The sequence below is a fragment of the Paenibacillus sp. B-A-8 genome (assembly GCF_048572915.1).
In the GTDB taxonomy this organism is placed as follows: domain Bacteria; phylum Bacillota; class Bacilli; order Paenibacillales; family Paenibacillaceae; genus Paenibacillus_AQ.
This window is the reverse complement of the sequence record NZ_CP183882.1, coordinates 3,172,363-3,194,693: the sequence shown is the minus strand read 5'-3', so window position 1 is coordinate 3,194,693 and position 22,331 is coordinate 3,172,363. Positions and strand designations below refer to the sequence as shown.

Sequence of the window (22,331 nt, the reverse complement as noted above, 5' to 3'; positions counted from 1 at the left end):
TGAATGCTTACTTTTCTGTTACTAGTCTATCAATCTTTATGCTATATGCCTGATTAGCCAGCTCGATCCGTTCTCCCTGAAACTCATCATACAGCGTGATCCGGTACGAACCACCCTCCAAATTCTTGTACATATTATTCGTAAAGGTCGCAGTATACGAGTTGTTATTCCCTTCAAGTAGTTCGGTACCGATGTTCAAGCTTCGTTCCTGTGATAAGCCATATGGATCTGTCATTTTGAGTACTAGTTTATGGGTGAAGGTTCCCATATCGTAGGTACTGTCACGAAGCAGGTTGTAATTCATAACGATGTCTAAAGTGTTACTTCCTTTCAGTGTTCGCCCTTCCGAACTTAGAACAGACATCGTGTATGGATATAGCGCAACCTTCGTCAAGTTATTCTCCGGTGGTGTGGAAACTGGATTCAGAGTCAAGGAAGCAATATTTATAAATCCTGTGGCTTCTTGACCAGGTTCAGTCAACTTATTCCCGGTTATTCCCGGACCTAGATACATACTCACATCAGAAGGTATAACTGACTTCGGTAATTTTGCCCAGTACGTAATTAATTGCTTACCACCAGGAGTGGCTGAAGAATCCGGTTGATTCGCTGTGGCTTCAAATAGCTGACCATCAGCCGTTTTAAAGTACGCTTGAAGGCGAGCCATTTTGCTTTGTCTTTTTTCTTCGCTGCTCAGCAGTAGCTCTGTATATACGATATTAGAGTTGAGACCTTCATAAATGATCGTTTTGTTCTCTTGTACCTGGGCATTCTTGCCTTTACCGGTGATTGTATAACTTCCCCCACGTTCGATAGTGGATACTGCATTCATCGTGCTGTTTGTGCTTAACGACAAGAACGAGCTCTTTTCTTCTTTGACCGTGGAAAAGAGGTTCACTTTTAATTTATCGAACTCTTGCGTGTATGGGATTTTAGCAAATACATAGATCTCAGCATTTTTTCCTGGTGCAATTGTCGAGGTTTCCTTGTCCATGAAGAGTTCTGTAGAAGCAGACACATCATCATTGTCTACTTGGACAGACCCTTTTAATTCTGGAAGCATCAATGCCACTGACTGGGGATTCTTGATATTTATTCTAGCAACAACGATATCATCAGCTTTCCAAGGAAAACGCTGTAATGACAACAAGTTATAAGTGAAAGAGCCATATTCATTCGATGCGCTATACTCCACGCCTTTTTGAATCTCAGGTCGTAATGTATAAGAAATTGCGTAGTAGGCAACCGGTACTGTCAGCTTGGCAGTATTGCCCGTACTTACATTATTCCCTTCAGATCCTGTTCCCTCCCCCACACTTCCAGTATCTGTACTAGCTGGAGCTGAAACAGCCTCTATCATTTGCAATTGCAGTGAATTCTGTTCAACCTCAAGCGGAACCTGTGCGGTAAGAGGAATGATTTTTTCTTCCAAAGGCTTTATGGTTAATCCGCTCAATCCTTTCGCATTGATCGGAAAGGTTGTCCCTGTTGAAGATTTGACAGCAAGCTCATAAGTAGGCAATGTCACGGCTGTCTTTCCTACATTTTTCACTCGTAGCTGGAAGGTCCAGATTCCCTTATTATTCTCAGCGTATACGTTTGCGTTGTTTAACTGAGTTTCTATCGGATTATTATTAATGGTGATTTTCTTAGTCACACCTTTACCTACCACCAAATTAGGTGTTGTAGCTGCCGGTAGCTTGTACGAGGATTTAGCGATTTCAAGCTTCAGCGCTTCATCCTTTTGTGTAAATTGCAGCTTCATATTATCCGTTTTCATATATGGAGGAATCTCGGCAAGATAATAGATTGTCTTCTTCTCTTGCGGTTGGATCTTGTAACTAATCTGAGATCGATCAAGTGCTAATTCATAAGAACTACCACCTGCAGAGAGCAAATAAGCCGCATAACCTGGATCACTGAGTACCTTGCTACCTTTATTGGTCAGGCTTATTCCAACCTTGGCATAGACCTTTCCATTATATTTATAGAGCTCCAAGGACTCACTTTTGGCGATGACAGGAATATCATTCATTGTAGTGCTAACATTTTTTCCATTTACAGCGGTTGGAGAATAATTAGCTGGCACTGTAAAACTTCCTGCGTGCTTTAAATAACCTTTGGTTTTGGAATCCCACACATACATAGGAATCTTGATCCCTTTTAACGAATTAGCCTTGCCTATGTTGACGTAATATGTAACGCGCAAGCTTTCTTTTGCACCAATCTTCTTCTTAAGCGCGTCAGCACTCAGAGGGTTACCCGGAATGACAGCTCCCCCTGGCGTCGTAACTCTCGAAAAATAGTACATTAGGTTTGCATTTTTACTGCTGCCATTCGAATAATTCAGCGTATAGGTTAAAATATTCCCACCTGTTTGTGACCAAATATTGACATCTTCAAGTGTGGCTTTAATATTTGCTCCTAAAGAAATGGAACCTAGATTACTAGTTGCTGTAACGGCCGCCGCAGCCACAGCTGGATTTGTATTAACAGCATTAGCGGATGCCGCTGAAGCGGTATGTCCAGTCAGTTGACTGATGACAAAGGTACTTAATAGTAAAACAACATATGTACTGCTATGCTTTCTCATTTACTTCCCTCCACGAGTATTTTGCTAGAATTATTATAGTGGCAAGCGCAAAACCAATTGTATCCATGTTGTAACACTTTTGGGCTGATTGTAACCTATTTGTTCTATTTGCATGATTTTTGATGAATACTCTATTCTATAATTTCAATTCATCTTTCAATGCAGCCACATCATTAGCAGAAGGATTTTCCTCTCCGTATCTAACTTTTTCATATATTTTAATCAATGAATTCGACGTGTTAACAGAACTTTCATCGCCCTTACGTTTAGAGTGGTTAAGAGCTGTCCATTTAAAAATATCGTCTTCCGTTTCTTTCGGTGTAAGATATTTTTTAACTACATAACCTTGATCCTCTTTCATATGAAGCCAACGCCGATACAACCAGCGAACACGTTCCCGTTCACTCTGCATCTGCTCCCAGCGATCTTTTCGATGTCTTGGTGTAAGACGGGTACTCCAGAAGTTCCTCAGTCCTTGAAGCGTTTGTTCCCATGTAAATACACTTTTCTCCTCATCAAGATAAGAGGTATTGTCTTTAGGCGTATGCTCCCTGCGCAGCATGGATAGCAAGGCATCCATGAATCTCTTCAATTTCCCTCCGGCATTTCTATACAACCACCGAACTGCAAAGTAGATTGCCACTCCTACTAGCACAGTTCCAGCTACATAAAAAGCGACATCTAAGATAGCAGCTAGCAGGCCTGGTTTTTGCTCTCCTACAAAAGGCAGCTCCGGACTCGCTTGCGGCTGTTCTACTGACGGTGGCAGCGGCTCACTCGATCCAGAGAATAGTTTACTAATCCATCCGAAGAACGAACGCACCATATTCCATAGCAGTGTTCCTATGGCTTTTCCGACCCCTGCCGCTAACACGGCCGCAACAATTCCTATACCAATAACATAAATACGGTTATTTCTTTGTAATCCTTTTGGCAAAGCTTTGCCCTCATTTGAGAGCGTACTATATTGTAAATAACTGCTATTAGATATAAGTAAAGTGAGCAATAAACATAAGCTGCCACACCAGGTCAGAAGGGTAACGGTTGCCTCCAAATCAGGAATTCTATGAAAGACAATGGTCGCAACAAAATAAATCAAAATCCCCAGCCAATACTTCCTACTGGTCTGATCACGAGAGTCAGCAGTCATCCCTAGATATGCGCATATAAAACCTGCGATACCTAAAGGCAGACTTTCGATAGACAGACTTCCTGATGACAAAATACCAGTTGTTGCCCCAAGGATTAATGCAGCCAGCAACTGTTTCCATCTGACACTACACTGTCGCCGCAGCAGAATGCCCAGTAATGATACTAGCGGCATGACAGATAACCACAAAGGGTCAATTTGCTTGGGCAGTACATAAACCTGAAACAGAATCCATACAGGTAGAACTAATAATAGTTCTAGAATAGAGAATATCCAGAGTTTGATTGTACTCCATACGTAACCAGATGACGTAAGCTTCATGCACTCTCTCCCCCCTGTTCCGGAATATCCAGCCACTCCACACCGTTTCCTAACTGGTATAGAAGGTCTGCGGACGCTTGTAATTCTGTTCCTCTATGACAGCTAATGATCAGAAAGTCAGTATCACTTATTCCACTCTCGGCTTGCAGGTCCAGCAATCGGCTCATAGGAAGCGTTCTGTCAAGCTCCAGCTTAGCTAACAGCTCAAGTAAGTCTTCCAATTGAGCCATTGGTTCTGCTTCTACAGGATCTCTTTCGCCCCTGTTGTCCAGTCTACCGTTACAGATAAACCCCGTCTCAATTCCATGGCGCATGGCGTATTCGGCGATAGTGGCCGCATACCTTATCCCTTGCTCGATACGTTCAACATCCGTTACCGCTCTCCACATGGAATGACTGTCCTCTATATTCAAGCAAATGACGAGTCTGGAATCTGCGGTGTAGTCTTTCTTATGCACCTGCATAGTACCTGTGCGTGCTGTAGCCTTCCAGTTTATAAGTCCCATAGAATCTCCTGAGCTATACTCGCGAATACCTGCAGTCAGGAAAGGATCTTCTACGATCCACCTTTTCACCGGAAGTTCACCCAGCCAGCTATGTATCGGCAGTGGTAGATCATCTAAGCTCAGCAGATTAGGATAGACCAATAACTCTAATTCAAGTGGATACGTTTTGTTTTTCCGAATTAAACCAAAGGGATCTCCAGTGGTCATTGTGACCGTCTCTAAACGGTATATCCCCCGTCGCTCGCAAGTTACTTGATGACGCCGTTTAATATGACGGTATGATTTCAGGTAGAACAAGCTGATATGATTCTGATAGATTTCCCCCGTGCTAATTCCGAGATTATCCTGACTACTAAAATCCAAACCTCTGGAAATACTAGATTCCAGCCGAAGCCATGGTAATGGCAAAAGCTTTGCATTAACGATCTCCTCGATCATCTCAAGATGATCCCCTTCATAAGCAACTTTTGTTGAAAAATAACGAGTATAGCTAAGCGCTTTCAGGCCATTTCGTTCATAGATAACGGCAAGAAGGAACAATAGAACTACAGTAATGAAAATGAACCAAGGCAAAGCCATAGCTCATTCCACCTTTCCGCCTCTAATGGACGTAACGAGTTCAGTCGGCACCTCTACCTCACGAAGCACTTGTAGCACAATATCCGCTGCCTGTCCTTCTTTTGAACCCAATCCACGATGAAGAAGTAGACGATGGGCAAGTACCGGAACGGCTACGGCCTTAATATCATCCGGCGTTACGTAAGATCTCCCTTGAATAAGGGCATATCCTTGAGCCGATTTAAGCAAAGCCCCACTAGCACGGGGACTCGCACCTAGTTTAACTGCCGTAGATTTCCGTGTAGCTTCTGTAATTCGAACAATATAAGCCAGTAAATCATCGCTTATTCTAATGGAAGCGGTTAAACGCTGTGCTGCTTGAATATCTTGAGCGGTAGCCACTGAAAAAGTCTCTTCCAGCGGGTTATTCTCACGGAAGCGCTGTAAAATATGAATTCCTTCGTCAAAGGACGGATAGCCCGTAGTAATCCGCATCAAAAATCTATCTAATTGAGCTTCAGGTAACGGAAAGGTCCCTTGGTTGTCGATCGGATTCTGAGTAGCAATTACCAGAAACGGGGCTTCTAGACTATGAGTCACACCATCGATCGTAATTTGCCGCTCCTCCATACATTCCAGCAGACTGGATTGTGTTCTCGGGGTTGCACGATTTATTTCATCAGCCAACAAAATATTCGCAAAAACCGGACCAGGTCTAAACTGAAATTCACCTGTCTTTTGATTGTAGAAATTAATCCCGCTTAAATCAGAAGGCAGTAAGTCTGGCGTAAACTGAATACGCTTAAATGAACAATCCAGAGATTTAGCAAGGACTTTTGCTAATAAAGTTTTACCTGTACCCGGAACATCCTCGAGCAGAACATGGCCATTCGCAAGCAATGCAGTCAGTAACAGGTCTACTCCATCCTCTTTTCCTACAATGACTTTAGCTAGATTGGTTCTAATAGATTTGATGAGTTCAGTGACTTCTTGAAGGTTCATGTAAATACACCGTCCAATCTGGGAAATTAATGTAATAAGTCCTTTCATCATAACAGAAAGTGTATCCAATATATAATTCAGAAGAAAAGGCCCTGTCCATTAAAAGACAGAACCTAGATTTCCCTTCCTAATTTCATTCACTTCGCAGTTTTATTCCGAAATCGAAAGAAAGCTGTGATGGTGTAATAGACCGGGATGCTTTCAACGATTAGCCAAATGATAACAATAGCATAGCTATTATAGTGTTTATAATAACTGCCTATATGTCGTGAGTACAAAAAAGCTATCGTAATTGAAGCTGTTGTTAATAAAGGAATATATATCTTTTTAGTTTTGGTATTCAGCAAGCTGGATACACATCTGGAGGCTACGTAGATAAGAAATGAGCTGTGAATGAACATAGAAGACGACCATATTCCAATTAAGAGTGGATCTGAATTACCTAGCAGATTATCTTGTTTGGCGCTACGCACCAATTCAAGGAAAGGATATTGCAGTTCCTTCCCCAAATGTGGACCAAAACTCATCATCGTCAACGCCCAACCAATTAAGACAGTTACTAAGACACATATCCCCGTAAGTACTAATCTTTTCAGCATCTTCGCTTCAAGCTTCAGATCGGGTACAACAAACAAGAGGACGATCCATTCTCCAAACCATGACATGACTACAATAGAGTCCTTTAAAGCAATCCCGGGATCGTGATAATGAATAAAGGCTGGCAGCATATTGAAGTCCGCATTCGGGAGAAATAAATTAAATAAAATGATCATTGTTATGAAAAAAATAAGAAAAAGTCCATCTGCCATATAAGCTATCGTTTTAAAGCCTAAACTGGCCGTATACATAATCACTAACCCAATGATACACTGAATAAACAGAGGCGGAGTTCCTCTCAAATAATTTGAACCAAAGAACAGTACAAAGTTCTCAATATCATAGGATGCATAGTAAACACACCAGCTTAAGAGCAAAAGAAGCATGAACTTGTGCGGCCATTTACCTAAGATATCTTTTCCAAAGCTTACCCATGCTTGATTAGGCCGCAGCATACCGACGTGGAAAGTAAACCACAATAATATCAACCCTAATAAAGACCCCACTAATAATGCAATCCAGCCTTGATAGGATGAAGTAGCAATTAGAGTCGGAATCAAAAATATAGTGGTTTGGGAGCTGAAGAATATAATAAAAAAACGGAACAGCTGCCATTTTGATGTTTGCATAACTTCTCCCTCTAAATTTCTTTATTTTGCTATTTTGCCGTTCCAAAATCTACAATACTAAAATCTGTCTTCACCTTAATATCAGCCTCATGGGCATAATAATTCTCCCACCTCTTACTAAGCTGCTTCCATTGCTTTGGATCATTCCATTCCAATAACAAGCCGAGTTGCAAAACATCAGCACCTGATTTTTGAGTATTACGAATGGCTTCGGCAAGATTATCAGAGACTTTTTCTTTAAGCTTCGCAATGATAATTTGACCGAGTTCCTCTGCATCCCTATTTTTTGGATCCCTTAAATAAATCACACTAGCTTTCCCTTTTAAATTCACAGTGAACACCGGTCCATTATCTGTATGTTTTAGCTTCTTTGATGCTTTTGTGCTTACAAATACAACACTTGCGGCACTTTTCCCCTCATCCCATTCGACGGTGTAAACTGCCAGCTTAAGACTACCTACCGCCCAAGCTAATGCCCTTCCCTCTTTAAGCTTAAGTGTTCCTTTCATTTTATCTCTATGAAACAGCATCGCCCCTTGAATTCCGGCCCAGTACTCCGGCTTTCCCTCTTTCGACGTTTCTTCTTTTTTACCAAATGAAAGATTGTTTATTGCAAATCCTACACCTGATGCCTCTGCAAACAGGCAATCTTTAATCGTAGTTGAAAACAAATACCTCTCTGATCCAAAGTTCCTTAGTACATCCGAAGGCAATTGCTCGTAAATAGGTGTTAAAGTATTCATCTCTTTTGCACTTGTGGGGCTAGCCATAACATACGCACCTAAAGGCAGACTTGGTTCTCTTTCAATCCATAGGAATAATTCGCTGATTCCTTTTTCAGCATAGGTCTTCCCTAAGACAATAACTTTCAATTGAGAAAGACTTAGTTGACGTGTTAAGTCTTTTTGAATTAACAGCATGGCATCTGCAATCGACCCTGCTGTCTTAGAAACGGTAGAATAAGTATTACCGTCTCCTCCACCGCCACTTGAAGGCTGTCCCGCTGCGTTAAGACGATTGGGCAAGGGTGAGTTAATCGTAACTTCAACAGTACCTGGCTCTTTGCCCTCATCGATAAACATTCCGTATACAAATGTTAGTTCATCCAGCTCTACCTTCGACGACCAACAACCTGTTATATTTAGGAGCAAAATCACAATAACTCCTAGCTTCAGGATTCTCATTTCTCTTTCTGTCTCCTTTTATTTCTATCTGTAAAGAGGTTACTGCGCTTCGTCATAAAGTTCGAGGGGAAGCGCGCTAATGTATCCTTCCAGTCTCGTAACACAAGAGGGGCAACGGGTTGCAAATATGGAGCACCTAACGGCCTTAAATTAGCTAAATGTCCGTAAATCAAAAAAGCTGTAATATATACCCCGAGCAGTCCCATTGTTCCACCCATAACAAGTAACGGGAATCGAAGAAGCCGGAAAGTCAGACCCAGCTCATAATGAGGAATGATATAGGTGGCGATTCCGGTAATAGAAACAACAATAACCATTGGAGCTGATACAATTCCTGCTTGGACTGCTGCCTGACCAATAACGATACCTCCAATAATGGATACCGTCTGCCCTACAGGCTTTGGAATTCTCGTCCCAGCTTCTCTAAGTGCTTCAAAGGTAAGCTCCATAATTAAAGCTTCAGTAAGAGCTGAGAAGGGAATGTTCTCTCTAGCTGAAGCAATCGTAATTAACAGGTTTGGTGGAATGATCTGCGGGTGAAAGGTTGTAATTGCTACATAAAGGGATGGAAGAATCATGGATATGATTGAGAATAGAAATCGAACTAAACGAATCCAGCTTGCTGCATAAAAGCTTTGATAATAATCTTCAGAGGATTGCAGCATAGTAAAAAAAGATGTCGGAGCAAGCATTGCAGTAGGTGTGCCATCTTGTATGATTCCGATCCGGCCTTCCATTAAAGATGCTGCCACCGAATCAGGCCGTTCTGTATATTGAAATACCGGAAATGGTGTGAGGTTACCATCTCTTAAGTATTCTGATATATAACTAATGCCTAGTATCCCGTCAATATCTATTTCGCCTAGTTTTTGTTTAATCTCAGCTAGAATTTCTTTTTTGCAAAGTCCTTCAATATAGACCACATACACATCAGTTTTTGTATATTTTCCAATCGAATAATGAACGGTTTTTAGATCCGGATGTTTAATTTTATGTCGAAGCATAGAGAGATTCGTTTCTATATCTTCAATGAATGCTTCTTGGGGACCAATAACAACAAGTTCATTTTGTGATTCGGTCACTGATCTTTTTTGATATTGAGTAATTTCAAAATAATAAACATAAGGGATATCCTCTATACAAAGCACTACTTTTCCAGCAACGATCAGATCTACGATCTTCTGTAAATCAAATGCCTTGAGGTATGGGATAGGAAAAACAACACCTTGATCTAACCGTTCTAAAAAATCTGTCCATTCCAGCTTCGCTTCTGCTTCTGTTTTCAGCGGCAAAGCAATACTATCATGAAGTGTCTTGGAATCGATAATGGAGGGTAAAAAAATCAAAAGACAGGTTTGCCCATGAACAGAAATGGACTGATACACCGCATCACTGCATCCCTCCAGTTGATCTTTAATGGTTTCTAAAATTCCTGACATAGGCTGTATACCTCCTAGGTTGTGACTTGCGAATCTGACTTAGTTTGCCAATGGTATACGAGATTTATACTCTTTACATCATTTAGCTGGATACGAAAAAAAGAACCGATGCGAATAACCGGTTCTTTCTTGCTTTTAGGTATGAGGTTTGTTAGCACATCAACTTTGGATTAAAGGCTTTAGCACTTTCAAAGATGCTTGCAATTGCTGTGAGCATTGTTCGTACATTTTTTTAGCTTTTTCATTGTCTGTCGACAAACTAAACATTTCCAGATCCGCTTCACATTTTTTTAGCAAAGCATATAATTGTGGTTTATCTTGCGGCTGTGGAACTTTAAAGTTGTCGGCATACAAATCGACCGTCAGCTCTCCATAAGAATCAACTTGAGCGAGAAATACATTCTCGACGGTTAGCCCCATTTTCTCTAGCGCTCCATCAAGCCAGCTGCGAGTCAGATTTAAGGTATCTAACGGTTTATCTAATACCTTTCCATCCATAATGACGGCTTGTGACTCTTTTTGTGGGGCAACCTTCACACCCAGGTCTTTTGCCGATAGAGGGAGATACTCCTTCTTAAGCAGAACATTAATCGCTCCATCAGACTCCATAATCGCAAATTCCACTTCAGATATATTGAATACATCCTTTTTTCGTAACTCTTCCAATAATTCATCTGTTGTTAAACGTTCCTTTTTCATATGATCTTCGAGTATTTTTCCGTCCTTTATAAGAACTGTGGACTTAAAGTCAATGAAGTCTCTTGCTTTTTTACTCTTCATCTGAAGCCATTCAATTCCTAAAGAACAAGCGACCCATACAATCAATGCAATGAGTCCTAAATGCCAATACTTATCCGTATCCAAAGAAATATAGGCGGCTAAGCTGCCGACGGTTATCCCCGTAATATACTCGAAGAACGAAAGCTGCGATACTTGTCTCTTCCCCAGTAATTTAGTTAAAAAGAAAAGCACAACCACAGCAAAGAGTGTTCGTACTACAACCTCCAACCACTCCGGCATCACAATTTTCCTCCTTTTTTAAATCAACACTTGTTTAGTAACACTCATTATTTGTCAAAAAAGGTCCATTCAATCCTGAATTAGACTACTTATTTATGGAAATCGGTTAACGTATTAAGCTTCTATTTTTTGCCTGCATAACTAAAGTAACGGTTGAGGACAATAGGAAACGTTATGCTAGAAACTTAAAACAGAGGAGAGAAACCTAATGACAGTAGCCTCACAAGTTAAAACATGTTTATCTTCTTTAAAAGGCGCTCAAGCGAGCTTGGAGCAATTTGCACTTGAAACACAAAACGAAAGTGCAAAGACTTTATTCACAAATGCAGCTGAGCAAACGCAACAAATCGTTACACAGGTTGAAAATCGGGTAACCGAATTAGAGTCAGAAGAACCTCAATACAAAGGTTTCTAACTTTCACTTGAACAATCAAAGGGGTCATTAAGCTAGCGATAACTAGCTTAATGACCCCTTCTCTATATCATAACTGCAATACTGCTTACTTTCTTTTTTTAGCAGGAATCCGAATCTGAACTGAAGTGCCAATTCCAACACGACTAAAAATTGTAACGCCATACTCTGGTCCATATTGCAGTTTAATGCGTTGATCCACATTACGAACCCCGTAACCTGTGTTCGTGTGACCCTTCGAATCAAAAATCTGATCGATACGTTCCTGTCTGATGCCTATCCCATCGTCAATGATGCGGAACAGGATATGATCGCCTTCCTTCCGACCAACAATTCGTATATGAATGTGATCGCCACACCAAGCATGCTTGAGGACATTCTCTATAAAGGGTTGTAGAATCAGTTTAATGGTCTCATAAGGCCAAATCTCTGTATCAAAATCAAACATGACCTCTAAGCGGTCACCATATTTAATTTTCTGAATTTCTAAATAGGCATTCGCCTGCTCAATTTCCGTTGGAACCGGAATCATCGTACGACCTTCATTAAGCGTTAGGCGGTAAAACTTCGCTAATTCCAGTACCATTTTCTGTAGCTTCTCATTTTGACCAAATTTAGCTAACTGAACAATAGATGATAAAGTATTATACAAGAAGTGCGGATTGATTTGCGATTGCAGAATCTCAAGCTCTGCTTCCTTCTTCTGGAGCTGCGTCAGATACACCTCTTTAATCAACATATCAATATTTTCACCCATATCATTTAACGCAGTTGCTATCTGAGAGAATTCGTCCTTCCCTCGATATTTAATACGTTTGTGAAGATCACCTTCCCGATAAGCATTAAGCACATATACAAACTTATTAATCCGAATTGAAAAATAACGGGAGATAAATATGCCCACGAAGCTAAAGACCACACAACATATGAGACACATTAAAATAATAAACAAACGTACCTTCATTGCATCCTTTTCAAGGATTGCAATCGGAACAAGAGCGATTAATTGCCATGCTTGGTTAGCAACCATAATGGTTTCTTTAATCGTCAGGTAATCCTTATTCAGCTCGGCTTCATTGGTATAGTTCTCCGGTAATTCACCCGATTGATACATTGTTCTTCCAAATTCGTTCTTTATAATTAGATTACTTCCTTTTCCAATCTTCGTATAATTGACACTGTCAAATAGATCTGGAATCCTTACATTAATCCGTAGGAATCCAATCTCTTTAGGCTTGAGAGGTTCGTATGTATCAATTAGTCTACGGAGCAACGAGATGCGATTATTCTCTACATCGCTCTCGATCTGCCACCATTTCATAGTTTCAGCGTATTTTTCAGCTGGAAAATCATAATACCAGGATTTCCCTTCAATCCGTTTCATGTGGTAGAGATGATAAAAGCTGCTATTATCTAGATAGCCCTCAAGTGAATTCGAATAGATCTCAGGGATCGATTCATTCTTTAAGAATAGCGACATCCCAATCTTCACACCAGTAGATTGTATAGCTACGTCAAGCTTCGGCAATACCTTCTTAGACATCCGGTCGTAATTTTCCCAGCCTTCCTCATAACTCCGAAGATTTCGATAGAAATCAAAATCACTGTATAATTGTGTTGATATTCGAGTGACTTCGTCCATTTTATAATCAATGTTGTCACGAATCTGTAATAACGTTCCTTTAATATTCGTATTGATATGCTCGCGTAATGAATCATTATACATGGAGTGCGAGACGAACCCGATTAGGGAAATAGGAATAATAATAAAAAACATATACGTCAGCATTAACTTATAGCCAATCGGCACATACTTATGTTTACTTCGCTTTTTCACAGAACATCATCCCCCATCACTTGTCGCGCTTACGATACTCCATAGGTGTCATACCATAAGCCTCTTTGAACTGTCTGCTGAAATAAGGGAGATAACGATAGCCTACTTTGCTAGCGATTTCATAGATTTTACACGTTGGATCTTTTAAAAGCTTGCCGGCTTGATCCATTCGAAGCTGTGTGAGTACTTCACTAAACGTTTTCCCAGTTTCCTCTTTGAATAGATAGCCCAAATAGTTAGGCGAGAAAGAGAACTGCTGCGCTATATCTTTAAGCGTAAAGTTATCGCTCATTCTGTCCTCCATCAATTGGATAATCTCTCTAATGAGTTTATGGTTCACAGAATCAGATTTGCTACGGAGATACTCTGAGATTTCAAATGTTTTCAGTACGAGCCAGGAGCGAATATCACTGATCGTATCGAATTGGTGTAGAACATCTAAGCTATGTATCTCCATCCCTAATATTTCAAATAAATCCTCGTTAACATCCTTTAATTGCTGATCCAGCTTCCATATGATATACATGGCCAGATTATGAATAGTGAATTTGGATCTCAAACTACTTACTGAGCGGAACAGTTTGTCAATCTCATCATAAATAAGAACTAACTCATACTCTTTCATTGCTTTAAACAGCGTATCCATGCGGGTATCTAACATACGAGCGTCAATCATCCCAGGTTCGCTGCTAACCGTTTCATACATAATAAGATTGCCTTTGCCAATGAACATTTTTCCGTCCACAGCCTCCATAGCTTGTCGATAGGAGACGTGGACCTGTTCCATAGAAAATGTTGGTTTCCCAACACCCACAGTCATTGTGACTGGAAACTTCGCACGAATCGAGGCGAAAATATCCTCAGTGAAATTTCCCATTTCCTGTTCGTTAATCAATAATGCAATCCGGTAAGACGATACCTTGTAGCAATGTGGCATACCATGCTTCTGACCTATTCTATTTACTTCATAAAGGAAGTCCTTGGCCATTTGATGTTTAGTTAGATTATCCTGTCCTTGAAGCCAATTAAAATAGTCCAGCTCCAAGACAGCTACACGAACAGGCCAATTCAGCTGATCCAGACCGTATGACTTTACAAGTGACAACATTCCGGCCTGGCTCTTCTCATCCCCTTCCCATTCTCCTTCAAACAAGCGTATCAACAAATCATTTTTGGCCATTGGAATCATATGCTGATAGGCTTCTTCGACGTCACGACGTTTTCGTTCATCGTCTAAATCTTGCCTTACTTTCTGAAGTGCAGCAATGAGTTCGCTGTCATCCATTGGCTTAAGGACGTAGCTATACGCCTTTAGTGACAATGCTTGCTTCACATAGCTGAAATCTTGGTAACCGCTTACAAATATCACGCGTATATCCTTTTTCTTCTCTATGGCAATCCGGGCCAGCTCTAGACCCGACATATTCGGCATATTCACATCACTAACGATAATATCAATCACATGCTGCTCTAAAATATCGCATGCGGTAAACGCGTTATTTGCTGCCTCCACAACTTCCATACCAAGCTCATCCCAAGGAATGAATTGTCTCATACCTTCTAAATCAAGCATCTCATCATCTACTAATAATACGTTGTACATCAACAAGTCCCCCTTTGAAATGCCTTAAATCTATCCCTGAAAATCCTGTGAATTCTACCATTACTCTTTTCCAGTATACCATTCATTAATTTGTCTATCAGCTCATAAACAAGGAGTCATCAGAATCGAACGTAAAAACGAAGGCTTGCCTAGTAGCAAACCTTCGCATTACTAATGATTATTTTCCTAAAGCTTTCTTGTTTTCAGTCCATACTTTTGTAACATAATCAAGGAATTTCTCATAACCAACCTTCATGGAATCATCGTGCGCTTTATCAAGAATTGCTAATGCTTCTGCATCAGTTTTCGCATACATTGATTTCGCTCTAGCAGTTAACCAGATATCTCTGACACTTTGTCTGATAATACCTTCTTCACTGTCGGGAGCCGGATCCCAATTTAGGAACTCCGTAAAGTCGCCTTGTGAAGCCCACGTTACTTCCATCTGCCAACGGTTACTAAAGTCGATTTTATCAGCTGGAAGGGTTTGCAACATCATTTTCTTCGTATTATCCAAGAAAACTGTGTTTCCTACCCAAACCAAGTCACCAGCCTTACCGCTAATTTCAGATAATTCTTCTGGCTCATTTAGATATTTATCTTTATTAAATTTAGGAGTAAGTCCATCTGCTTCAAAGCCATCCCAGTAAGCGTCTGGTCCTGGAGGACCCCAGTTCAGAACCATAGAACCTTCTGGACCTGTCATCCAGTCAAGCATAGCGAATACAGCTTCTGGATTTTTAGCGTTTTTAGTAATTGTAGCAACGTTCCAGCCTAGCTGATTGTACGTTCCCGGAGTAATCTTACTTTGATCCAAGCCCGGTTTGTAGATTGGTTTAATAAACATATAACCATCTTCCGGATTTTTCTTCTTCATCTCTTCATCAGCAGTAGCGAGCAACTTCATCGGATCGAATGTCGCAATCACAGCGAACTTGCCATTCATCGCTTTCTCTCTAATTTGGTCTTCTGTTTGGGTATTCGCATCCTGTGTCATAAGCTTCTCACGCATTAATTTAGCACCAAAGACAACGGACTCACGGAACCCTTCATCTTTGTAAATGGAAGCCATTTTGTCGCCATCAGGTACAGCGTATATTCTAGTATACGAAAGGTTATTCTCTTTAAACGAGGAGAACAACTGGTCAATACCGTTACCATCTTTCGCTAAGCCAGTCTCAAACGGAATAACATCTGGGAACTTCGCTTTAACAGCATTTAAGTAAGCATACAAATCATCCGTAGTCTCTAGCTTAGGAGAACCGAGTTCTTTGTAAATTTTCTTATTGATCGCATAACCGGCATTTCCGTTAGGCTGTGTTGTATAATAATTCGGCAGCTGATAGATTTTTCCATCAGGAGAACGAAGCAATTCCAAATGTCCAGCTGTTAAGTATTTTTTAAAGTTTGGATATTTATCAATGTATTCATCCAAAGGAACTAGCATATCTGCTTGACGAAGACGTTCTACGTCAGCACCTTTCTCAGTCCACACAATATCCGGCAGCTCGTTACCCACAATCATTGTTTGCAGTTTTTGAGCATTATTACCACCGGAGCTAATACCAGTGACATTGATTTTCAAATTATCTAAAATCCATTTAGAAGCGGCATCCTTGCCCCATTTCGGCATTTGATACCAGCCGTAGTTTCCGTAGAAGGATACTTCAAGCGGTTCTTTCCCTAACTCATACAAATCAGCCGCTGGAGCTTCAGTTGCTGTGTTAACCGCTGTTCCTCCTTCTTTCGCTGGTTCAGCAGTTGCAGCTGGAGCGCTTGAATTGTTGCCACTACAACCCGCCACCACAGTCGATAATAGCAAGGTAGACAACGTTCCGAGAAGCATCTTTCTCTTAGTCTTCAATGTATTTTCCCCTTTCAATTTGTAATCTATGTTCAAAGCAATATGCTCTAAACCCCATCTCATTCTATCATCCTACTCTTTCAATGATCCGACTAAGACCCCTTTAACGAAGAATCTTTGTAGGAATGGGTATACACATACAATCGGAATGGTTGCAACCATGATCGTTGCCATCGTTAATGACTTCGACGTTATTTTCTTGGCTGAGTTAATATGAGCAATGGAACTTGCATCTACATTAGACAGCTGTTCTGAAGCAATATTAGAGAACAATATCTGTCTCAAGATAGTCTGAATCGGCATTAACTCCTCTTTCGTAATGTAAATACTCGCTACGAACCACTCATTCCAGTGATTAACTGCTGTGAACAACGATAATGTTGCGATAACAGGCCCTGACAAGGGAAGTACGATTCGGAGAAAAGTTCCCCAGTATCCGCAGCCATCAATCTTTGCTGACTCCTCCAAGCCTTGCGGTAGACCTTGAAAGAAGGTCCGGAATATGATCATATTCCATACACTGACAAGTGCAGGAATAATAAACACCCAAAATGAGTTGAAGAGACCTAAACTTCTGATTAGCATGTATGACGGAATGAGTCCCCCACCGAAATACATAGTAATGATACACATAATCATGTAATATTTTCGACCCATAAGTTCACGCTTTGACATCCCATAAGCAAATATCGAAGTGGCCAATATCGCTGTTACAGTACCAATTACCGTTCTTAATGTAGCAATGACGAATCCACCCATTAAACGAGAATCTTCAAATACGATCTTATAATTCTCTAGCGTGAACTCGCGGACCCAGAAAGTAATTCCGCCTTTGGAGGTATCCATCCCCTCGTTAAAAGAAATCACAAGTGAATTCCAAAATGGATAAAACGCGGAGAATGCCAGTAAGGTCAAGAATACATATATGAATCCAATGAACAATCGGTCTCCTATGTTAGTACGTTTCATAGTTCAGTCCCCCTATATTGAGTAATTCATTACCACAAGCTGTTTCCTGCTCTTCTGGCAATGAAATTTGCAAAGGTAAGTAATGTCACACTGATAACGGCCTTGAACAATCCGATAGCAGTCGCATAGGAGTACCTGAAGTTATCTATACCAACACGTACAACATACACATCAACTGAATCTGATACCTCTCGTAGAGCCGGATTGGAAGCAAGGATCAAAATATCTTCAAATCCTGCATTCACCAAATTACCGATAGCCAGAATCATAAAGATGATCACAACTGGCATAATGGAAGGCAACGTAATTAAATATATCTGTTTAAAGCGACTCGCACCATCCATCGAAGCAGCTTCGTATAAGTGCGGATCAATACCAGCAATGGCAGCTAAGTAAACGATCGAGGCAAATCCAATTTCCTTCCATACATTGGTTGTAACTAAAATGCCCCAGAAATATTCGGTCATAGATAGGAAGTTAATCGGTTCATCAATAAATCTCAATTTCTCAAGCAGCATATTTATACTGCCATTATCTACGGATAGCATCGAGGTAACCATTGAGCCGATAACCACCCAAGATAAAAAGTGAGGCAAGTATGTAACGGTCTGAATAACCCGTTTAAAGAACATTTTACGAACTTCGTTCAGCATTAACGCCAAAATAATCGGTGCAGGAAATCCAAAACAGAACTTCAGTAAGCTGATTATGATTGTATTTTTCATAACTACTTCAAATTCAGGAGCATTAAAGAAGTAAATAAAATGCTTTAATCCAACCCAATCACTGCTAATAAAACTATTACCTAACTTGTAATCTTGAAAAGCGATTAGAATACCGTACATGGGAATATAAGCAAAAATAAAAACTAGAACGAGTGCCGGCAATACCATAAGCTGTAGATCTATTTGCTTAAAAAAGCGTCTTATCCCGCTGGTCCGATGCTTGCCCAGATTCGGTCTTGATGTCTTGTCTGGTGCGACGCTTGCGTTCGCCATATGTAAGTCCTCCTAAACCTAGATTCTTATAATTAAATCAGCTTGCATGGCCTTCTCTCTTTTTGCAGCCTTGGTTCTCCTCTACTCTCCTTCCGTTGATCTGCGACCTTATGAACCAATCTTAATATCTAAGCGCTTTCAAAGGTATATGACAAAACAACTATTATTGATACTTTGACACTGTCTTGTAATTGCTCGTCCGATATTACTTTTATTGGAAATCACCAGCGCTTTTCATCGTTTAGCAATCGAATTATACCTTGAATCCTGCAATCAGTAGAATGTTTACTCATCTTTAATATTGTTGAAACAGAAACAAAAATTTAATATAATATTGCTAATGCACTTACGGGTAGGAGGATAGGTCATGAACAAGGAAGAACAGATCCTAATGGGTGTCAGGGACCTATATAATAAGATCGTTTGGCTTAATAAAGATAAGATGGAAGAAAGTCTTAAGGGGTATACATCTTCCGAAGTACATTGTATTGAATACATTGAAAAAAATGTAGATTCCAACGTGACAAAACTTGCGGAGTCCTTTTATATGACTCGCGGTGCCATCAGTAAATTAACTAAGAAGCTCATAGAAAAAGGCCTTATCGAAAGCTACCAGAAGTCGGATAACAAGAAAGAAATCTATTTTAGGCTTACTGAGCAAGGAAAAGTAATTTATAAAATCCATGAGGATCTGCACAAAGAGTTTCAAGAGCGGGATAAAGCTGTATTTGAGCAAATAACCGAGGAACAATTTGAAAGTATGCTTAGTTTCGTCGAGAAGTATAATAGGCATTTGGATAAAGAAATAAAGAAAATGGGGATAGATATTAAGTCGGAATAAATTTAAATAATGATATGAAACCACAGGCAGCCGGGCTCTATTGAGAACGAGCTGCATTTTTTATTTTTATTATTTTGTTGACAAGGAAACATAATTTCATTAAGATGAATATGTTTCCTAGGAATCAAAATTATAACGTTTGAGGAGCGAATTTATATGTCCTTATTTAGATCACACAATAAACAGAACACAGAACAATCCATAGATAAACACGCTTTAATATTCGGTCTTATCTCTGTGTTTCTTTGCGGAATCGGCTTCAGTATCATAATGCCTGTCGTCCCATTCTTAGTGCAGCCTTATACGAGCAATCCGGGAGAACAAGCTATAATTGTTACGCTGCTGACCTCTGTTTATGCAGTCTGCGTGTTTTTTGCAGCCCCCATACTTGGAGCTTTGAGCGACAAATATGGGCGTCGTCCATTGCTCTTAGTTTGCCTCCTGGGTTCCGCAATCGGGTATTTCGTTTTTGGTATTGGAGGTGCTCTATGGGTACTTTTTGCTGGACGCATAATCGAAGGTATAACAGGCGGGAGTATAAGCACGATCTTCGCATATTTTGCAGACATTATTCCTTCAGAACAGAGAACCAAATACTTCGGATGGGTGAGTGCGGTTGTAGGTGTAGGCACCGTCATCGGCCCAACTATAGGCGGATTACTGGCTAAGTTTGGTTATTCTATACCCTTGTACTTTGGAGCAATAATAACTTTATTGAACGTTGTTTATGGATTCTTTTTTATGCCTGAGAGCCTTGATAAGAAGAATAGACTGAAAGAGATTACCTTTGTAAGACTGAATCCATTTTCACAGCTTGCGAACTTACTTTCTATGAAAAACTTAAATAGGCTACTTGTCTCAGCGTTCTTACTTTGGATACCTAACGGATCTTTGCAGGCAGTTTTTTCACAATTCACTATGGATACTTTCAGTTGGAAGCCTGCACTAATCGGACTTATGTTTTCAATAATGGGCCTTCAAGACATCATTTCACAAGGTTTCATAATGCCAAAGCTTTTGAAGAAACTTAGTGATAAACAGATAGCAACTCTTGGAATGTTTTCGGAGATTATAGGCTACAGTCTTATTGCAGCATCCGCTTTGTTCTCATTCTATCCTCTTTTTATCGCTGGAATGTTTATATTCGGTTTTGGTGATTCGATTTTTGGGCCTTCCTTCAATGGGATGCTCTCCAAGTCTGTCGATTCTAGTGAACAAGGAAGGATTCAGGGAGGTAGCCAATCTATCCAGGCTTTAGCTAGAATGATTGGGCCTATCATTGGAGGACAAATCTATGTATCACTTGGTCACGCCGCACCCGCTTTTATGGGTATGATCCTTATTGCAGCAGCTATATCAGTATTGAATAAGGGGACACTTGTAAATATGTAAGCAGGTGGTCTTAAGAACAAATAATAGGGTTTCAAAACTTAGTGACAAGTTCTGAAACCCTATTATTAATAAGAACCCAGCAGTATTTTTTTAACGAAAGGTGTTAATTCTAAGGTGTTTAATTGTTCAATGTCTATCCACTGGGCGCCTAGAGAGTCTTGTTCATCCCCATCAGTCTTTAGTTCATAATTCAAATCTAGTAATTCCACCTCATATATGATCCCGATATGGTGTAATTCTTCTAGCTGAGTATCACTGTATGGATAAATTAAAGTATAGGAAATAGAATCTTGAAGTTCCCCTTTTAAACTTGTAATTCCTGTCTCTTCCCAAAACTCCCTCTTAAGAGTCTCATACGGTTCCTCTCCAAACTCAATAGATCCACCTGGAAAGTCCCACTTCCCCGTATGAGGGCCTCTTGCTTTCTTAATTAGTAATACTCTATCGTTAATAACTAAGACACCATATACTCCAAGATGAGTATGTTTTATCAGCTCCATATGTCAAACTCCTTAACAAACACTGCGGTTCCAGAAATAAATACATCCATTTCACCGGATTCATTTCGATATACGTCAACACTCACTTTTCCATCTCTACCAATCTCATGCCCTTGTTCTACATTAAATTGAATCGAATCCAGATGCGTATCAATATAATTCAAATAATAGGCCCCCATCACACCTGACGCTGTACCTGTTACTGGATCTTCAACGGTTCCCGAATAAGGCGATGAGAAATGTCTAGCGTGCATGAGTGCGTGCGGATTATCATTTAGAATTGCGAATGGGTGCACCGATGCTTTTGGAAGCTGCGTTAAAATATCTGGAAACAACCGGTTTATCGGTTTCATTTTATTAAAACTTTCTTTATTCTTAACAGGGACTAATAGCGTCCAAGCACCTGTACAACCATACACAATAGGCAGATCCTCTTCTACCTCATCAAGGGTTAAACCTATGGCGTGCACAAGCTCGGCTCTATCACCGTTAAATTCAATAAACTTCGGATGATCTTGCTTCATTTTTATCATTAATTGGTTGTTATTATCGAAGCTAAATCGAATGGGTAGCACTCCTACATTTGTTTCAATATTTACCGAACTAACCTCTCCAAGAATCCCCTTTGTTTTCAAAGCAAATAAAGATGCCATTGTAGCATGTCCACAAAGATCGATCTCATGGCCTGGCGTAAAATACTTAAGCCTTAAATCAGCTACATCTGATGAAACTACAAAAACTGTTTCGTTAAAGCCGACCTTGTGAGCAATAGATTGCATGTCACTTTCACTTAAATGAGCCGCATCTAACACTACTCCCGCAGGATTTCCTTTGTTCGGATAGGGCGAAAAAGCATCATAATGAAGGACTTTGACATTGTTCACTGGTAAGTCTCCTTTTTTTAAATACATATAGA

18 protein-coding genes are annotated in these 22,331 nt (G+C 40.2%); 3 read left to right on the top strand and 15 right to left on the bottom strand.

Annotation, left to right across the window (positions count from 1 at the left end; genetic code table 11):
- Positions 1 to 7: 7 nt before the first annotated feature.
- The 8 genes from ACN6MV_RS14000 to ACN6MV_RS13965 all read right to left on the bottom strand — a co-directional run bounded on the left by ACN6MV_RS14000 (position 8) and on the right by ACN6MV_RS13965 (position 10,999).
- A complete protein-coding gene (locus ACN6MV_RS14000) occupies positions 8 to 2,593 on the bottom strand; it encodes a hypothetical protein (protein WP_052414594.1) in 2,586 nt (861 codons plus the stop codon).
- Positions 2,594 to 2,729: 136 nt separating this feature from the next.
- Positions 2,730 to 4,064, bottom strand: a complete 1,335-nt coding sequence (locus tag ACN6MV_RS13995) for a hypothetical protein (RefSeq protein ID WP_419886569.1) — start codon at positions 4,062 to 4,064, stop codon at positions 2,730 to 2,732.
- Positions 4,061 to 5,149, bottom strand: a complete 1,089-nt coding sequence (locus ACN6MV_RS13990; protein WP_076118394.1) for a DUF58 domain-containing protein — start codon at positions 5,147 to 5,149, stop codon at positions 4,061 to 4,063. Before ACN6MV_RS13990 ends, ACN6MV_RS13995 begins: the two co-directional genes overlap by 4 nt.
- A gap of 3 nt (positions 5,150 to 5,152) precedes the next feature.
- Positions 5,153 to 6,130 carry a MoxR family ATPase gene (locus ACN6MV_RS13985; protein WP_341115889.1) on the bottom strand — a complete coding sequence of 326 codons (978 nt, stop codon included), beginning with the start codon at positions 6,128 to 6,130 and terminating at the stop codon, positions 5,153 to 5,155.
- A gap of 137 nt (positions 6,131 to 6,267) precedes the next feature.
- Positions 6,268 to 7,356 (bottom strand): GerAB/ArcD/ProY family transporter, encoded by a 1,089-nt coding sequence (locus ACN6MV_RS13980; RefSeq protein WP_419886568.1) that lies wholly within the window; start codon positions 7,354 to 7,356, stop codon positions 6,268 to 6,270.
- Positions 7,357 to 7,385: 29 nt separating this feature from the next.
- Positions 7,386 to 8,540, bottom strand: a complete 1,155-nt coding sequence (locus ACN6MV_RS13975; RefSeq protein ID WP_419886567.1) for a Ger(x)C family spore germination protein — start codon at positions 8,538 to 8,540, stop codon at positions 7,386 to 7,388.
- Positions 8,537 to 9,979, bottom strand: a complete 1,443-nt coding sequence (locus tag ACN6MV_RS13970) for a spore germination protein (protein ID WP_042127382.1) — start codon at positions 9,977 to 9,979, stop codon at positions 8,537 to 8,539. The genes ACN6MV_RS13975 and ACN6MV_RS13970 overlap by 4 nt, the downstream gene beginning before the upstream one ends.
- A 159-nt stretch (positions 9,980 to 10,138) precedes the next feature.
- Complete coding sequence (locus tag ACN6MV_RS13965) at positions 10,139 to 10,999, bottom strand: DUF421 domain-containing protein (RefSeq protein ID WP_042127381.1); 861 nt, start codon at positions 10,997 to 10,999, stop codon at positions 10,139 to 10,141.
- 208 nt (positions 11,000 to 11,207) lie between these two features.
- On the opposite strand from ACN6MV_RS13965, the gene ACN6MV_RS13960 reads away from it, so the two are divergent.
- Positions 11,208 to 11,414 carry a DUF1657 domain-containing protein gene (locus ACN6MV_RS13960; protein ID WP_036678243.1) on the top strand — a complete coding sequence of 69 codons (207 nt, stop codon included), beginning with the start codon at positions 11,208 to 11,210 and terminating at the stop codon, positions 11,412 to 11,414.
- A gap of 85 nt (positions 11,415 to 11,499) precedes the next feature.
- Here the strand turns inward: ACN6MV_RS13960 and ACN6MV_RS13955 are convergent, their stop codons facing one another.
- The 5 genes from ACN6MV_RS13955 to ACN6MV_RS13935 form a co-directional block, all read right to left on the bottom strand.
- Positions 11,500 to 13,200 (bottom strand): sensor histidine kinase, encoded by a 1,701-nt coding sequence (locus ACN6MV_RS13955; protein ID WP_052414804.1) that lies wholly within the window; start codon positions 13,198 to 13,200, stop codon positions 11,500 to 11,502.
- A gap of 64 nt (positions 13,201 to 13,264) precedes the next feature.
- On the bottom strand, positions 13,265 to 14,851 hold the full coding sequence (locus ACN6MV_RS13950) for a response regulator (protein WP_419886566.1): 1,587 nt from the start codon (positions 14,849 to 14,851) through the stop codon (positions 13,265 to 13,267).
- 178 nt (positions 14,852 to 15,029) lie between these two features.
- Entirely contained in the window at positions 15,030 to 16,715 is a 1,686-nt protein-coding gene (locus ACN6MV_RS13945) for an extracellular solute-binding protein (RefSeq protein ID WP_156114794.1), read from the bottom strand.
- 72 nt (positions 16,716 to 16,787) lie between these two features.
- Entirely contained in the window at positions 16,788 to 17,684 is an 897-nt protein-coding gene (locus ACN6MV_RS13940) for a carbohydrate ABC transporter permease (protein ID WP_042127373.1), read from the bottom strand.
- A gap of 29 nt (positions 17,685 to 17,713) precedes the next feature.
- Positions 17,714 to 18,682: an ABC transporter permease gene (locus ACN6MV_RS13935; RefSeq protein WP_042127372.1), complete on the bottom strand. Its 969-nt coding sequence runs from the start codon at positions 18,680 to 18,682 to the stop codon at positions 17,714 to 17,716.
- 367 nt (positions 18,683 to 19,049) lie between these two features.
- Between ACN6MV_RS13935 and ACN6MV_RS13930 the strand changes: the two genes are divergently transcribed.
- Positions 19,050 to 19,523, top strand: coding sequence for a MarR family transcriptional regulator (locus ACN6MV_RS13930; RefSeq protein WP_341112547.1), 474 nt, complete (start codon positions 19,050 to 19,052; stop codon positions 19,521 to 19,523).
- A gap of 156 nt (positions 19,524 to 19,679) precedes the next feature.
- Entirely contained in the window at positions 19,680 to 20,915 is a 1,236-nt protein-coding gene (locus ACN6MV_RS13925) for an MFS transporter (protein WP_419886565.1), read from the top strand.
- 65 nt (positions 20,916 to 20,980) lie between these two features.
- Here the strand turns inward: ACN6MV_RS13925 and ACN6MV_RS13920 are convergent, their stop codons facing one another.
- Complete coding sequence (locus ACN6MV_RS13920) at positions 20,981 to 21,415, bottom strand: NUDIX hydrolase (RefSeq protein WP_231574190.1); 435 nt, start codon at positions 21,413 to 21,415, stop codon at positions 20,981 to 20,983.
- On the bottom strand, positions 21,406 to 22,299 hold the full coding sequence (locus ACN6MV_RS13915) for a PhzF family phenazine biosynthesis isomerase (protein WP_419886564.1): 894 nt from the start codon (positions 22,297 to 22,299) through the stop codon (positions 21,406 to 21,408). Before ACN6MV_RS13915 ends, ACN6MV_RS13920 begins: the two co-directional genes overlap by 10 nt.
- Positions 22,300 to 22,331 lie beyond the last annotated feature (32 nt).

Bases quoted from the DNA above. Each gene is read 5' to 3' on its own strand.
- ACN6MV_RS14000 (WP_052414594.1), bottom strand. From the start codon at position 2,593: ATGAGAAAGCATAGCAGTACATATGTTGTTTTACTATTAAGTACCTTT.
- ACN6MV_RS13995 (WP_419886569.1), bottom strand. From the start codon at position 4,064: ATGAAGCTTACGTCATCTGGTTACGTATGGAGTACAATCAAACTCTGG.
- ACN6MV_RS13990 (WP_076118394.1), bottom strand. From the start codon at position 5,149: ATGGCTTTGCCTTGGTTCATTTTCATTACTGTAGTTCTATTGTTCCTT.
- ACN6MV_RS13985 (WP_341115889.1), bottom strand. From the start codon at position 6,130: ATGAACCTTCAAGAAGTCACTGAACTCATCAAATCTATTAGAACCAAT.
- ACN6MV_RS13980 (WP_419886568.1), bottom strand. From the start codon at position 7,356: ATGCAAACATCAAAATGGCAGCTGTTCCGTTTTTTTATTATATTCTTC.
- ACN6MV_RS13975 (WP_419886567.1), bottom strand. From the start codon at position 8,540: ATGAGAATCCTGAAGCTAGGAGTTATTGTGATTTTGCTCCTAAATATA.
- ACN6MV_RS13970 (WP_042127382.1), bottom strand. From the start codon at position 9,979: ATGTCAGGAATTTTAGAAACCATTAAAGATCAACTGGAGGGATGCAGT.
- ACN6MV_RS13965 (WP_042127381.1), bottom strand. From the start codon at position 10,999: ATGCCGGAGTGGTTGGAGGTTGTAGTACGAACACTCTTTGCTGTGGTT.
- ACN6MV_RS13960 (WP_036678243.1), top strand. From the start codon at position 11,208: ATGACAGTAGCCTCACAAGTTAAAACATGTTTATCTTCTTTAAAAGGC.
- ACN6MV_RS13955 (WP_052414804.1), bottom strand. From the start codon at position 13,200: ATGCTGACGTATATGTTTTTTATTATTATTCCTATTTCCCTAATCGGG.
- ACN6MV_RS13950 (WP_419886566.1), bottom strand. From the start codon at position 14,851: ATGTACAACGTATTATTAGTAGATGATGAGATGCTTGATTTAGAAGGT.
- ACN6MV_RS13940 (WP_042127373.1), bottom strand. From the start codon at position 17,684: ATGAAACGTACTAACATAGGAGACCGATTGTTCATTGGATTCATATAT.
- ACN6MV_RS13935 (WP_042127372.1), bottom strand. From the start codon at position 18,682: ATGGCGAACGCAAGCGTCGCACCAGACAAGACATCAAGACCGAATCTG.
- ACN6MV_RS13930 (WP_341112547.1), top strand. From the start codon at position 19,050: ATGAACAAGGAAGAACAGATCCTAATGGGTGTCAGGGACCTATATAAT.
- ACN6MV_RS13925 (WP_419886565.1), top strand. From the start codon at position 19,680: ATGTCCTTATTTAGATCACACAATAAACAGAACACAGAACAATCCATA.
- ACN6MV_RS13920 (WP_231574190.1), bottom strand. From the start codon at position 21,415: ATGGAGCTGATAAAACATACTCATCTTGGAGTATATGGTGTCTTAGTT.